The 14,520-nt window shown below is 31.8% G+C and carries 13 protein-coding genes; 1 reads left to right on the top strand and 12 read right to left on the bottom strand.

Annotation, left to right across the window (positions count from 1 at the left end; all coding sequences use genetic code 11):
• On the top strand, positions 1–765 hold a 765-nt coding region (locus tag SOR77_RS06355), incomplete at its 5' end, for a hemolysin family protein (RefSeq protein ID WP_320636309.1).
• Between the two features lie 63 nt (positions 766–828).
• Here the strand turns inward: SOR77_RS06355 and dprA are convergent.
• The 12 genes from dprA to SOR77_RS06295 all read right to left on the bottom strand — a co-directional run bounded on the left by dprA (position 829) and on the right by SOR77_RS06295 (position 14,395).
• On the bottom strand, positions 829–1,896 hold the full coding sequence (dprA, locus tag SOR77_RS06350; protein WP_320636308.1) for a DNA-processing protein DprA: 1,068 nt from the start codon (positions 1,894–1,896) through the stop codon (positions 829–831).
• A 1-nt stretch (position 1,897) separates the two neighbouring features.
• Positions 1,898–3,415 carry a YifB family Mg chelatase-like AAA ATPase gene (locus SOR77_RS06345; protein ID WP_320636307.1) on the bottom strand — a complete coding sequence of 506 codons (1,518 nt, stop codon included), beginning with the start codon at positions 3,413–3,415 and terminating at the stop codon, positions 1,898–1,900.
• Positions 3,416–3,424: 9 nt separating this feature from the next.
• Positions 3,425–3,775, bottom strand: a complete 351-nt coding sequence (locus SOR77_RS06340; protein WP_320636306.1) for a YraN family protein — start codon at positions 3,773–3,775, stop codon at positions 3,425–3,427.
• A gap of 3 nt (positions 3,776–3,778) precedes the next feature.
• Positions 3,779–4,384, bottom strand: a complete 606-nt coding sequence (locus SOR77_RS06335; RefSeq protein ID WP_320636305.1) for a ribonuclease HII — start codon at positions 4,382–4,384, stop codon at positions 3,779–3,781.
• The gene (ylqF, locus tag SOR77_RS06330; RefSeq protein WP_320636304.1) at positions 4,371–5,219 is read right to left on the bottom strand and encodes a ribosome biogenesis GTPase YlqF; all 849 of its coding nucleotides are present in this window, start codon (positions 5,217–5,219) and stop codon (positions 4,371–4,373) included. Before ylqF ends, SOR77_RS06335 begins: the two co-directional genes overlap by 14 nt.
• Before the next feature lie 96 nt (positions 5,220–5,315).
• Positions 5,316–6,266 (bottom strand): ABC transporter permease, encoded by a 951-nt coding sequence (locus SOR77_RS06325; protein ID WP_320636303.1) that lies wholly within the window; start codon positions 6,264–6,266, stop codon positions 5,316–5,318.
• Complete coding sequence (locus SOR77_RS06320) at positions 6,266–7,363, bottom strand: ABC transporter permease (RefSeq protein ID WP_320636302.1); 1,098 nt, start codon at positions 7,361–7,363, stop codon at positions 6,266–6,268. Before SOR77_RS06320 ends, SOR77_RS06325 begins: the two co-directional genes overlap by 1 nt.
• The gene (locus SOR77_RS06315) at positions 7,353–8,852 is read right to left on the bottom strand and encodes an ABC transporter ATP-binding protein (RefSeq protein ID WP_320636310.1); all 1,500 of its coding nucleotides are present in this window, start codon (positions 8,850–8,852) and stop codon (positions 7,353–7,355) included. The genes SOR77_RS06320 and SOR77_RS06315 overlap by 11 nt, the downstream gene beginning before the upstream one ends.
• 134 nt (positions 8,853–8,986) lie before the next feature.
• Entirely contained in the window at positions 8,987–10,051 is a 1,065-nt protein-coding gene (locus SOR77_RS06310) for a BMP family ABC transporter substrate-binding protein (RefSeq protein WP_320636301.1), read from the bottom strand.
• Between the two features lie 176 nt (positions 10,052–10,227).
• Positions 10,228–11,574, bottom strand: coding sequence for an oxaloacetate decarboxylase subunit alpha (locus SOR77_RS06305; protein ID WP_320636300.1), 1,347 nt, complete (start codon positions 11,572–11,574; stop codon positions 10,228–10,230).
• A gap of 212 nt (positions 11,575–11,786) precedes the next feature.
• A complete protein-coding gene (argH, locus tag SOR77_RS06300; RefSeq protein WP_320636299.1) occupies positions 11,787–13,160 on the bottom strand; it encodes an argininosuccinate lyase in 1,374 nt (457 codons plus the stop codon).
• Positions 13,160–14,395 carry an argininosuccinate synthase gene (locus SOR77_RS06295; RefSeq protein WP_320636298.1) on the bottom strand — a complete coding sequence of 412 codons (1,236 nt, stop codon included), beginning with the start codon at positions 14,393–14,395 and terminating at the stop codon, positions 13,160–13,162. The genes argH and SOR77_RS06295 overlap by 1 nt, the downstream gene beginning before the upstream one ends.
• Between the last annotated feature and the right edge of the window lie 125 nt (positions 14,396–14,520).

The following is a 14,520-nucleotide window of genomic DNA, read 5'->3' as shown; positions in this document are numbered from 1 at the left end:
TATAAAGAACCATTAATTACAGAAGATGAATTATTTGATGCTGTATCCTTAGGTTATGAAGAAGGAATTTTAGATAAAAGTGAGTCTTTAATAATCGAAAATGTTATGGATTTTAGAGGCAGTATAGCCAAAGATACTATGACTCCAAGGACTGATATAGTTGGATTGAGTATAAACTCAACTTATGATGAAATAGTTAGAGTAGTTCAAGAAGAATCTTTTTCAAGAATGCCTGTTTTTGGTGATGATTTAGATGACATCTACGGAATACTCCACGTAAAAGACTTATTAAAGTTTGACTCAAGCTTTATATTAAAAGATAATTTGGACATTTTAAAATCTCCATTCTATACTTTTGAATATAAACCAATTGGTCCTCTTTTTAATGAAATGAGATCTAAAAGGGTCTCCGTTGCAATCGTCACTGATGAATATGGTGGTACAGAGGGCATGATAACCATTGAAGATTTAATAGAAAAAATTGTCGGCTCTATATCAGATGAATTTGATGAAGATGAAGATGAGGAAATAATAAAAATTGCTCCTAAAGAATATCTTATAGACGGCTCTATGAATTTAGAAGAAGTTGACCGTTTATTAGGACTTAATTTAAAAAGTGATGAAAATGATTCAATAGCTGGATTTTTAATTGAAAAACTTGACCGTTTCCCAGCTCAAGGAGAAATTATTTCCGTTGATGACTTAAAATTTATAATTCACAAATGTTCTAAGAATAGAATAGAAAAGTTAATACTAAAAATTTAGTAAAAATTAATACACCTAATTCCTCTATGGATTTAGGTGTATTTTAAATTATAATTAATTTTATCATTGCACATTTAATTGAATTCTTTTCCCATTAACTGTCAATACTTCTTTAAGCTCTAGGATAGTTAAAAACCCGCTTAGCTCTGAAACATTCATAGACAAATTTCTTGCCAAATCATCTATTTCATTCGCACCCTTTTCTATACACTCTACAACTCTAATTTCATCTTCAGATAAATCCACTTCAAAAGTTTTCTTTTTCTCCGCCTTTGGAAGTATTGCCAACAAATCATCAATAGAACTCAATATATTAGCTCCATCTCTTATCAATGCATTTGTACCTTCTGAATAAAAGCTATTTATATTTCCCGGGACTGAAAAAACTTCTTTACCCTGCTCAGCTGCAACCCTTGCAGTTATAAGGCTGCCACTTTTATTCCTAGCCTCTACAACAACTACAGCCAAACTAAGGCCTGAAATTATTCTATTTCTGAGCGGAAATCTATAAGGTTTAGGTGTTGTTCCTGGAGGATATTCCGAACACACAACTCCATGGTTTATTATCTCAGAATAGAGATGAGAGTTTGCTTTAGGATATATCACATCTACCCCACTTCCAAGAACCGCTATTGTTCTCATATTATTAACTATTGCCCTATTGTGTGATAAAGCGTCTATTCCATAAGCCATTCCTGAAATTATTGTTGCTTTTAATAGCTTTAAATTATCCACTACATAATTTACTACAACCTTTCCATAATCAGAATGATTCCTCGAACCAACTATACCTATACTCAAAAAGTCATCTTCAGAAAATTCTCCCTTTGTATAAAGCACTCTAGGAAAATTTTCTATATATCTGAGCCTATCCGGATATGTGTCTTCCAAGTAAGTTAAAATATTTATACTTTTCTTAAAACAATATTCTTTTAAAATCTTTAGTTTTTCTTCATCAAATTTTGATAGCTTGTTCCTAACTGTTTTAGAAAAATTTTTTTGAATTGCTTCAGACGAAAATATTTCTGAAATATGTATATTATTTATAGATAAATAGTCTTCGATTTTTTCTATTTCAATATTTTCAATTCCCAATAAATTTAAATATAATATATAGTCTCTATATTCCATATTAACTCCAATATTTTACATCCATTGTCCTATATCTTATAGCTTCTAATATATCCGTATCTTCTATATCTTTATGATTTTCTAAATCTGCTATTGTTCTTGAAACTTTTAGTATTTTATTATATGTTCTGGCAGAAAAAGAATATTTTTTAAAGGCGATATCCATAATTTTTTTAGATTTTTCTTTTAAATGGCAAAATTCTGCCATCATATTTTCTTTGATTTCAGAGTTACATTGAAAATTAAAATCTCTATACCTATCTTTTTGTAATTCTCTTGCTCTTCCTACTCTTTCTTTTATAACTTTTGAACTTTCAGACTGTATTTTTTCATTTGATAATTTATCATATTTTACAGCAGAAACCTCGACATGAATATCAATTCTATCCAACAGAGGATGTGAGATTTTAGATAGATATCTATTTATTTCAGCTGCACTACAACTACAGGTATGGTCCTTAGAATTATGAAATCCACAAGGACAAGGATTCATTGCTGCAATCAAAATGATGTCTGAAGGATAAGTTAAACTTGCATTCGCCCTTGAGATACTTATAGTTTTATCTTCTAAAGGTTGTCTCAATACTTCTATAACAGTTTTTTGAAACTCCGGAAGTTCATCTAAAAAAAGCACGCCATTATGTGAGAGAGACACCTCACCAGGTTTTGGGATTTTTCCACCTCCAATTAAAGAAACTGCCGATGCAGTATGATGAGGTGCTCTGAATGGAGGGTTTGTAATTAATTTTGACTCTTTTAAAAGGCCTGCTATTGAGTATACTTTTGTAACTTCAATCGCTTCATCAAAATTCAAGCTTGGCAGTATAGTTGGAAATCTTTTAGCTGCCATGCTCTTACCGCTTCCCGGCTCCCCAACCATCAATAAATTATGCTTCCCTGCAGCAGCTACCTCTAAAGCCCGTTTTAAAAATTCTTGGCCCTTCATATCTGAAAAATCTATATCAAAAGTCTTTTCTTCAGTACGATATTCTTCAGTATATCTAGCTACTTGTTCTACGCCATTTACAAAATCAACAACTTCTCTTAAATTTTTAACCAGGTATATTTCAACGTCTAAAACTACCGAACACTCCTCACGATTTCCATAAGGGATTATAAACTTTCTATATCCTTTTTCTCGCATTGAAATTACCATTGCTAGACAACCGTTTACCTTATTGACAGAACCGTCTAACGACAGTTCTCCAATGTATATATATTCTTCTTTAATATCCACAGCTTGATTTGCAGATAGTATTGACATTGCTATTGCCAAGTCCATTTGAGAACCATCTTTTCTCAAACTTGCAGGTTGCAAATTTATAGTTATTCTACTCAAAGGAAACTCTAAGCCTTCATTTTTTATGCCTGACCTAACTCTCTCTATAGACTCTTTTATAGCTGTGTCCGGTAATCCAACTATTGTAAATTTCGGTAAACTTCTCATTAAATCCGCTTCAACAGTTACTAAATCTCCTTCTAACCCTTGTAAAGAACAAGTCAACACTTTAGAATACATAATTTCACCTCATCCTACTTCAAATGCATTTTCTATGTGATTAATCTCTCCCGTTGAATAGTACTCAACAACGTCAAACCTAACTTGCAAATGTGTATAATCATACTTAATTAAATAATTCATTGATGCTTTTATTATGTTTTTAATTTTTCTTTCATCCACAGCTTCAAAAGCATTCCCAAACTTTTTAGATCTTCTGCTCTTTACTTCTACAAATACAATTATATTTTTATCTAAGCAGATTATGTCTATTTCTGTTCCATTAGCTCGATAGTTTCTCCCTAAAATCTTATATCCTTTTTTTATCAAATAATCTGTTATTATCTGTTCACCATAATTTCCAAACTCTTTATTATTCATTTTTTAACCTATTAAATTTTTCAAAAAAGTAATTCTATGCATAGGTGTATATCCTATTTCTTTTATTGCATTTCTATGTTCAGTTGTGCCATAACCTTTATTTTTTTTGAGATTATATCCAGGATATAACTTCTCCCAGTTATCACAAAGACTATCCCTATATACTTTTGCAACTATTGAAGCACAAGCTATTGAATAACACCTATCATCACCTTTTATTATGGAAACTTGTGCTATTTGAGTATCAATTTTTTCTGCATCTATTAACAATAAATCAGCATATACTTTTCGCCCTTTTTGATCTCTCATATTTTGAATTGCTTGTTCCATTGCTAAATGTGTGGCATTTTTTATATTTATTTCATCAATTTTCTTAGAATCAATTCTTCCTATGCCCACTGCTATACACTCATCAAGTATCTCTTCATATAAAGATCCTCTTTTTTTTGCAGATAGTTTTTTAGAATCAGCTATCCCTTCTATTCTGCTGTCCGGCATTATAATAGCACAAGCTAACACATCTCCAAAAAGAGAGCCCCTGCCAACTTCATCTATTCCAACTATATTTGTATATCCAATTTTTTTATACTCTTTTTCAAATTCTTCCATCAATAGTCTCCAATGTAATATTTCCTAATACACCTTTTCTGAATTCATCAAGAACAATATTTGCAACTTTTGAGTAGTCAATTTCCCCACCTTTTACAATTGCGCCTCTTTTTCTTCCGATTCTTTCCATCACTTCAATAGGCTCTCCATCTATTTCAACATTATATCTATTTTTTAAAATGTTTTCGTCTATACTAATCAATCTTTCAATCAATCTAAGCGCCAAAGTTTCAATATCCATTATTTCATCTTTTATAGCTCCGGTAAAAGCAAGATTCAAACCAACACTTTCATCTTCAAACTTAGGCCAAAGAACTCCCGGAGTGTCCAATAGATGTAACTTAGGATTCAATTTAATCCACTGGTTGATCTTAGTAACACCAGGTCTATTACCTACCTTTGCCGACTTTGTCTTTGAAATACCATTTATAAAGGTTGATTTTCCAGAATTTGGAATACCAACTATCATAGCTCTTAAAGGTCCCATATTTATACCTTTTTCTTCTTTTTTTGCTATTTCATCTTGCATAAAATTAAGTGCTTCTCTTACTATAAGAGATGAATTAGGCTTTGCTGCACTATAGAGAACAGCTTTGTTATTATCATCTGATAATTTCTTTTTCCATAATACATTCTGTTCAGAATTAGAAAGATCTGTCTTATTTAAAATAAGCAATCCCTTTTTATTTTGTAAAACTTTTCTAAGTAACGGATTCCTACTTGCAATAGGAATTCTTGCGTCTATTATTTCTATATAAAAATCCACTAATTTTGACTTAGCTTGTATATCTTCTATAGTTTTTTTCATGTGTCCTGGATACCAGTTTATGTTCAAAATATCACCTTCTCTTTAAAATATAATATCATAATTGATAATATATTTATACATAATAAAAACCTCCTGTTATACAAGAGGTTTGATAAGCTTAATTTAGTTATGTCTTTGGTATGGAATACCATCTGCACTAGGTGCATTTGAACTCTTTACAAATAAAATCAAAGCAAGCAATGTTATTACATAAGGTAGCATTGATAAAAGATTTGTATCTAATTGAATTCCTAGGTTTCCTAATATAACCGAGAATCCTTGTGCTGCACCAAATACTAAACAAGCAATAAATGCACCTTGAGGTTTCCAGTTACCAAATATTACGGCTGCAAGAGCTATAAAGCCTTGTCCTGAAATTAGAGTTTGTCTGTAGTTAGAAACTATTGCCAAACTCATACTTGCTCCACCAAGTCCCGCTAAAAATCCCGAAGCTAATACACAAAAATATTTTATCCTATATGCATTAACACCAAGTGTTTCTGCAGCTCTAGGATGTTCTCCAACAGCTCTTATTCTAAGACCTAATTTAGTTCTATATAGCACATACCACATGATAGCTACAAATGCAAAAGCTATATAAACTATTACATATTGTTGAAATAAAACCTTTAAGTATCTCATCCATGGATATTGTGATATCATCTCTTTCGTAAATACATTTGAAAAAAGTTGAGGTAGCTTATTCTTAAATGGAATTGACTTAGACATTGCAGCTCCATCAAAAAATATTCTACATAAAAATAGTGAAAGCCCCGGTCCGATCAAGTTTATAGCTATCCCACTTACTACATGGTCTGCTTGGAAGTTTATAGTAGCCACTGCATGGAATAGAGCTAACGCCATTCCCCCTAAACCGCCACATAAAAATGCAAGCCAAGGATTTCCTGTATAAAAACCAACAGTAGCTCCTACTATAGCTCCTATTGTCATCATACCTTCAAGTCCTATGTTTACAACTCCACCATTTTCACTTATAACTCCGCCAAGTGCTGTAAAAATAAGAGGAGCCGAATATAATAATGTAATGCTTATAATACCTAAAATTGTACTCATTATTTTGCCTCCTTCTTTTTATATATAGAACTTATCAGTTCCAAAAGTCTTGGCATAGCAATAAAGAATATTATTATACCTATTACTATATCAACTACTTCAGAATAAGTATTTAGAGAAGAATTTAATTTTCCACCGCCATATTTCAACCCTGCAAATAAAAGTCCTGAAGGGATACAAGCTAGCGGATTATTTCCAGCTATTAATGCAACAGCCATACCATCAAATCCATACCCTTGTTGTGATGCCATAAGACCTATATTTCCTGCAACACCTAAAACCATAATAGCTCCTGCCAGTCCTGATATGGCACCTGAAATGGACATTGAAGTAATTTGATTTTTTTGTATGTTTATTCCTCCGTATTCTGCAGCATCTAAATTATATCCAACAGCTTTTAATTGATATCCCAAAGTTGTGTTTTTTATGATGTACCAAACTAAGATAGCAACAACTACAGCAATTACAATTCCCCAATTCAATGGAGGTCTTAAGATTTGTTTCAAAATACTATGGTTCATTAAGAAATCTATACCGGCATCTGTTCTCTTCCAATGTCCTAAAATTTCAATATTTGCAGTTGCATTTATCGGATAAGTTGTATCCGTACCAACTTTTCTCAATGCTTTTAAACTCAACATATAATTACTTAGATAAAAGGCAATCCAATTGAACATTATAGAAGAGATTACTTCGTTTATCTTAAACTTGCTTTTTAATAAACCAACAATTCCTCCCCAAACAGCTCCAAAAAGAGTCCCCACTAAAAGAGCAAATATAGGGTGAATTACTGGAGGTAATTTCAATAAATAACCTATTAAAAACGCTCCTATTGAACCAACTATATATTGTCCTTCACTTCCTATGTTGAACAATCCTGTTCTAAATGCGAAGGCAACCGAAATACCTGTCAAAATTATAGGAATTGCTTTAACTATAACCCATGAAATATATGACGGCTTTCCTAAAGCTCCTATCACAATAACTTTAAAAGCTTGTAAAGGATTTATGTCATTAATTACTAAAATAATAGAACCAAACAAAAATCCAAGTAGTATAGATACTACAGTATAAAATAATCTATTTTTACTTTTCATCTGCAGCACCTCCTGCCATTAACAACCCTATTTCAGTTTCATTTGTCTCGTCTTTTTTCATTACTTTCGATATCTTTCCATCATAAATAACAGCTATTCTATCAGAGAGAGCTAGTATTTCATCAAGCTCAAATGAAATTAATAAAACAGCTTTAAAATTATTTCTTTGAGTTACTAAAAATCTGTGAACATACTCAATTGCTCCTACGTCCAATCCTCTTGTAGGTTGAGCTGCTATCAATACATCAGGGTCATTAGTAATTTCTCTTGCAATAATTACCTTTTGTTGATTTCCTCCAGATAGAGCACCTGTTTTTTGATGTATATCTCTTGGACGTATATCAAATTTTTCCACTAATTCTTTAGCAAAATCTTCTATCTCTTTAGATTTTAAAATTCCCTTATGAGAAAATTTTTCTTTATCATAATTTTCTAGAATTAAATTTTCTGAAATATCAAAATCTAATACTAATCCTCTTTTTTGTCTATCTTCCGGAATATTATATAATCCAGCTTCATGAATATCTCTAGGCGTTTTATTGGTTATATCCTCACCATTTATTTTAACAAAACCTGACTCTATTTTTCTAAGTCCTGTAATAGCTTCTAAAAGTTCTGATTGACCATTCCCATCTACTCCGGCAAGTCCTAAGATTTCTCCTTTATATAAAGTCAAATCAAGTCCTTTTACCATATCAACATTTCGTTGGTCTCTTACTACAAGATTTTGTATTTCAAGTACAGCTTCGCCATGTTCTTGGTCTTTTTTATCTACTTTTAGCCCTACACTTCTTCCTACCATCATATCTGCTAAATCAGATTCAGTAACTTCTTTTACCTCAACAGTATCTATTTTTTCTCCACGTCTTATAATAGTACATCTATCTGCCATTGCTTTAATCTCTTTTAACTTATGAGTTATTAAAATAATAGTTTTTCCTTGTTTTGACAGATTATTTATTATATTGATAAAATCATCTATTTCTTGAGGAGTAAGTACTGCTGTCGGCTCATCAAAAATTAATATATCCGCCCCTCTGTAAAGAGCTTTTAAAATTTCAACTCTTTGCTGCATGCCGACAGATATATTCTCAATTTTTTCATCCGGATTAATATCTAATCCATATTTTTTAGACAACTCAATTACACTTTCTCTAGCAAATTTAATATCCAGTGCCAAACCCTTAGTTGGCTCCATACCTAGAATTATATTTTCAACTACAGTAAACGGTTTTATAAGCATAAAATGTTGATGCACCATTCCGAGTCCAACTTTGATAGCTTCATTAGGATCCTTAATATCTACTAAGTTCCCATTTATATAAATGCTGCCACTTGTTGGAGAATATAGTCCGTATAGTACATTCATAAGTGTACTCTTACCTGCTCCGTTTTCACCTAAAAGTGCATGTATTTCACCTTGTCTGACATCAAAGTTAATATTATTATTAGCTGTAAAATCTCCAAATTTTTTTACAATGTTTCTCATATCGACAGCTAATTTGTAATTATCCTGATTTTGCACTTCTTCACCACCCTTTTGTTAATTATACTATAAAAATCACATTTAGTAATTAAAAAAAAAAAGAGTTTGGATAAAACCAAACTCTTCAAATACTTAAATTACTTTGCTGCTTCGTAAGATTCTTTATCGCCAGGTACTGTTAATTCACCTTTTACGATTTTTTCTTCAACATCTTTTACAGCTTTAAGAACTTCTGGTTTAACGTTCTTATCTGAAGTTGGAGCTATACCTACTGCGCCTTCATCTTTAAGACCAAGCTCAATTGTAGTTCCACCTTCAAACTTATTATTTTCAACAAGTTCTTTAATTACTTTGTATACAGCTACATTAGCATTTTTCATCGCTGATGTTAATACATTTTCAGGAGCCGCTTCAGATTGGTCTCTATCTACGCCGATAACCCATTTATCAGCTTCTTTAGCTGCTTCTATAACTCCGTCTCCTGCCCCTCCTGCTGCATGGAATACAACATCTGCACCTTGTTGATACATTTGAGTGGCAATTGCTTTACCTTTTTGAGCATCAGTGAATCCACCAACATATTGTACTGCAGTTTCGATTTCTTTGCCTAGTTCTTTTGCTGCATAATCAACACCAGCTCTAAAACCATATTCAAAAGCACCGATAAGTGTTCCTTCTTGTCCGCCTACAAAACCAACTTTGTTAGTTTCAGTAGTTCTACCAGCAATGTAACCTACTAAGAAAGATGGTTCTTGAGCTCTAAAAGTTATGCCTAGTAAGTTGTCTATAGGTTCAGAAGGACTATGGTCAACTATAGCATATTTGACATCTGGATTTTGTTTAGCAACTTGCTCAATAATATCCCCCATTTTAAATCCTGCACCTACAACCATGTTAGCATTTTCATCTAACATACTTTCAAAGTTTGGAAGGTAGTCATTTGCATCAGCTGATTCTTTGTAAACTCTCTTAATTCCCAGTTCAGATTCAGCTTGTCCAATACCTTCATAAACACCTTGATTAAATGAAGCATCGTTAATTCCACCTTCATCAGTTACAAATCCTACAATTAAATTACTAGCTTCTGTCGCTGTTTTTTCTGAATTTGCAGCAGCATCATTCTTTGGTTTATTACCACCACAAGCAACAAGTAGCATTGTTGTAGCTATTGCTAGAACAACAAGTAAATTTCTCTTTTTCATACTTACCTCCTATAATTTCTTAAAACCATTATATAATATTTAGATAACCTTTTCAAATAAATTGAAAATGTTTTCTAAGTTTTATTTTAAATATTAATTTTTAATTAAATTCTTTACTATGTAAACTATAAAAGACACTCTAAAAAACTTCTAAAGTGTCTTTTATACATTTATATTTAAAAGTTATATTTTTTCTCCAAGAAGTTTTTACCAACTTCCGGAAATAGTGCATAAGTTAAAACATCTTCTTGGGATTGTGCAATATCAGCTATTTCTTCAATTATTTTTGGAAGTCCCTCTGATAAATGATTTGCAGGTCTATCCGTTATCACTTCTGCATCTTGAATTATACTCTTTCTAAAAGTTTCATCAACCGGCACAGGAGTTTGTCCATAAAGTCCTTTTAAATAGTCTTTTACTTCATTGGGAACCATTTTATATCTTTGTCCTGTTATTATATTGAAAGTAGCTTGAGTTCCTACCATTTGACTCATAGGAGTTACTAGTGGAGGAAAACCTAAATCTGCTCTGACACGTGGAACTTCTTGAAGAACTTCTTCATACTTATCAAGTTTTTTAAGTCCTGCAAGTTGAGTATACAAGTTTGAAAGCATTCCGCCGGGAACTTGATAAATCAATCCCTTAGGGTCAATAGACAACATCTTTGTAGGTAGAGTTCCTTCTTTCAAATACTTTTCCTTAACATTTTGGAAAAAGCTTGCCAATTCTTCTAATACCTTCATGTTAAGTCTTGTATTGTTGCCGCTCTCTCTTATCAAAACATCTAAAGTTTCTGTTGAAGGCTGTGATGTTCCCCCGGAAAATGGTGATATTGCAGTATCTATTATATCAATCCCAGCTTCAATTCCCTTTAAATAAGTCATCGAACCCATTCCCGTTGTCTCATGTGTATGAAGTTCTAATGGAATATTAGTATTTTTCCTTAATTGAGTTACTAATTCATAAGCCTTATAAGGCGTCAATATCCCTGCCATATCTTTTATAGCTATTGAATCCGCCCCCATTTCTGTAATTTTAGAAACAAGATTTGAAAAATATTCAACAGTGTGTATTTCAGAAGTTGTATAACTTATTGCAACTTGAGCTTCTGCTCCATATTTCTTTGTAGCACTGATTGAAGTTTCAAGATTTCTTATATCGTTTAGTGCGTCAAAAATTCTTATTATATCTATGCCATTGCTAATAGATAGTTCTATAAATTTTTCCACTACATCGTCAGGATAATTTTTATAACCTAATAAATTTTGACCTCTTAAAAGCATTTGAGTTTTAGTGTTCCTTAGATTTGATTTTATAAATCTCAGTCTTTCCCATGGGTCTTCATCTAAAAATCTTATACAAGAGTCAAAAGTAGCTCCTCCCCAACACTCTAAAGCTCTATATCCAGCATTGTCTAAAAGATTTAAAGCATCTTTAAAATCTTCAGTTCTCATTCTTGTCGCCATCAAACTTTGATGAGCATCCCTGAGTACAGTTTCTGTAAATTCTATTGTTCTTCCCATTATTCCTCCTAAAAATAACTTACTCTATTAATTTGTAATTATAAAATTATTATCCCTATATTTTCTTTATTAATGATATTATAATATATACCCTTTCTCAAGCGGCCAAAAAGCTTTTAATATTCAACTTATCTATGCCCAACATAGATAAATCCATATAAAAAGCCTCTTTCTATAGAAAAAGGCATAACATTGTTTTTTTATTGTTTTTACTATCTTCTAATTTGTTTTTTAGTTAGAATAATTTGTTCTTTAACAGACTTAGCTGAAGGACCTCCAAAAACTTTTCTTTCGTTTAATATATAATCTAAATCTATAAACTTATAGTAATCTTCTTCAAATACTTCTGAAAACTCTTTATATTTTTCTAAAGGTATTTCATTTAAGCTAAGATTTTCGGAAATCCCGTATTTTACAATACTTCCTGTTATATAGTACGCATCTCTAAAGGCAAGACCTTTTTTTACAAGATAATCTGCTGTATCAGTTGCATTTATATACCCCTTATCAGCCATTTCTCTCATTCTATTTGAATTAACTACCATAGTATCTAACATACCTTTTAAAACTTCTATCGATATTTCAAATGTTTCAACACTGTCGAATAAATATTCTTTGTCTTCTTGCATATCTTTGTTGTATGAAAGAGGTATCCCCTTTAACATAGTCATTATTCCCATTAGATTTGAATATAGACGTACTGATTTTGCTCTTAAAAGTTCTGCCATATCAGGATTTTTCTTTTGAGGCATAATTGAAGACCCGCTTGAGTATTCGTCAGCTATAGTTATAAATTTAAATTCTTGTGATGAATATATTATAAGTTCTTCTGCTAATCTAGAAAAATGCATCCCAACGTTAGCTAGACAATATAATAGTTCAACAACATGGTCTCTATCCGACACAGAATCCATAGAATTTAATGTTGGAGCTTTAAATCCAAGCTCTAAAGCTGTAAAATTTCTATCTATTTCATAAGTTGTTGTTGCTAAAGCACCTGCTCCAAGTGGACTGGTCATCATTCTATCTATTGCATCGGATATTCTTGAAATATCTCTTAAAAACATTTGAGCATATGCCATTATATGATGTGCAAATGTAACAGGTTGTGCAATTTGTAAATGTGTATAACCGGGCATTACAGAATCTAAATTTTCTTCAGCAACTTTAAATATTATTTCTTCCAATTCAACTAATAAATCTATAGCTCTTTTAGAAGCTTCTATTGTAAATAGTTTTACATCTACTGCGACTTGGTCATTTCTAGATCTTGCAGTGTGTAGTTTTTTACCTGCATCTCCAATTCTATTTGTTAGTTCAGATTCTATAAACATGTGAATATCTTCAGCATCTTTTGAAAATTCCAGGTTGCAATTTTCTATATCTAAAAGTATTGAATCTAGTCCTAAATCAATTTTTGTAAAATCTTCATCCGATATTATTCCACACTTATTTAACATTTTTGCATGTGCTTTTGAGCCCTTTATATCAACTCTATATAGTTTATAATCTACTCCAATGGAACTATTAAATTCATGAGCAATTGAAGCTGTTTTCTTATTAAATCTTCCTTTATATAAATCCATTACCATCCATTCTTTCTGCTTTGTATAGCTTCTATTTTTAAAGGTAGAGCAAATAAATTTACGAAACCTTGAGAGTCATATTGGTCATAAACTCCATCTTCTCCAAAAGTTGCAAACTCTTCTGAAAATAGAGAATATTTTGACTCAACTCCATTAGGAATTATATTACCCTTATATAACTTTAGTTTTACCGTCCCACTAACTCTCTTTTGTGTCTCATCTACAAATGATTGAAGAGACTCTCTTAATTTTGAATACCAAAGTCCCTTATAAACTTCATCTGCATATTTAAGAGCCAACATTTGTTTGAACTTCAAAGTATCTCCATCAAGCGTTAGAGATTCTAAAATTTCATGTGCTCTATACAATATTGAACCTGCCGGATTTTCATATATACCTCTTACCTTTATTCCCGTTATTCTATTTTCAATAATATCGTCTATTCCAATTGCGTGTTCTCCGCCAATTTTATTTAATTTTTTGATTAATGACACTCCATCCAATTTTTCTCCATTTAAAGAAACCGGGACTCCCTCTACGAATTCAATTATAATTTCTTCAGCTTCATCTTTAGCATCTTCAAACTTTTTAGAAAGAGTTAAGAAATTATCATATTTAGGAGCATTTGCAGGATTTTCTATTTCCAAACCCTCGTGAGAAATATGCCATAAATTTCTATCTTCTGAATATGCTGAGCCATTATTTTTATTTATAGGAATATTTCTTTGTGCTGCATAAGCTTCTTCTTCTTCACGAGATTTTATTTCCCAAAATCTCCAAGGTGCAACTATTTTTATTTCAGGGTCAAAGTGTCTAATTGTAGTTTCAAATCTAACTTGATCATTCCCCTTTCCTGTGCAACCGTGTACAATTGCATCTGCACCTTCTTTATGTGCTATCTCTATCATACGTCTTGCTATTATAGGTCTTGCAAAAGCTGTCCCCAGTAAATATTGATTTTCGTATTTAGCTCCTGCTTTTAGAGTATTGAATACAAAGTCTTCAACAAATTCCTTTTGTATATCTTCTATATATAACTTTGAAGCCCCCGAATTTAATGCTTTTTCTTCAAGGCCATCAAGCTCTGATTCTTGACCTACATTTCCTGAAACTGCTATTACTTCACAACCAAAATTTTCTTTTAGCCATGCTATCATAACTGATGTATCCAACCCACCAGAATAAGCTAGCACTACCTTTTTAAGTTCCAAATTTTTCATTATATTGTATTCCATATTTTCCTCCCTGTAATAAAAAAACGTCTCTTTCCATCATTAAAGATAGAAAGAGACGAATATCCGCGGTACCACTCCAATTGGGTAAAATAAATAACCCCACTCATAGTTTAACGACAACTTTA

The organism is Peptoniphilus sp., assembly GCF_034090345.1.
In the GTDB taxonomy this organism is placed as follows: Bacteria; Bacillota; Clostridia; order Tissierellales; family Peptoniphilaceae; genus Peptoniphilus.
The sequence above is the reverse complement of the archived record's forward strand: the minus strand, read 5'-3'. Positions and strand labels throughout refer to the sequence as shown.

Coding starts and splice junctions, on each gene's coding strand:
- SOR77_RS06335 (WP_320636305.1), bottom strand. CDS start 4,384: ATGGAAGAATTTGAAAAAGAGTATAAAAAAATTGGATATACAAATATA.
- SOR77_RS06295 (WP_320636298.1), bottom strand. CDS start 14,395: ATGGAATACAATATAATGAAAAATTTGGAACTTAAAAAGGTAGTGCTA.
- SOR77_RS06310 (WP_320636301.1), bottom strand. CDS start 10,051: ATGAAAAAGAGAAATTTACTTGTTGTTCTAGCAATAGCTACAACAATG.
- SOR77_RS06345 (WP_320636307.1), bottom strand. CDS start 3,415: ATGTATTCTAAAGTGTTGACTTGTTCTTTACAAGGGTTAGAAGGAGAT.
- SOR77_RS06305 (WP_320636300.1), bottom strand. CDS start 11,574: ATGGGAAGAACAATAGAATTTACAGAAACTGTACTCAGGGATGCTCAT.
- dprA (WP_320636308.1), bottom strand. CDS start 1,896: ATGGAATATAGAGACTATATATTATATTTAAATTTATTGGGAATTGAA.
- SOR77_RS06325 (WP_320636303.1), bottom strand. CDS start 6,266: ATGAGTACAATTTTAGGTATTATAAGCATTACATTATTATATTCGGCT.
- SOR77_RS06315 (WP_320636310.1), bottom strand. CDS start 8,852: ATGAGAAACATTGTAAAAAAATTTGGAGATTTTACAGCTAATAATAAT.
- SOR77_RS06320 (WP_320636302.1), bottom strand. CDS start 7,363: ATGAAAAGTAAAAATAGATTATTTTATACTGTAGTATCTATACTACTT.
- SOR77_RS06340 (WP_320636306.1), bottom strand. CDS start 3,775: ATGAATAATAAAGAGTTTGGAAATTATGGTGAACAGATAATAACAGAT.
- argH (WP_320636299.1), bottom strand. CDS start 13,160: ATGGATTTATATAAAGGAAGATTTAATAAGAAAACAGCTTCAATTGCT.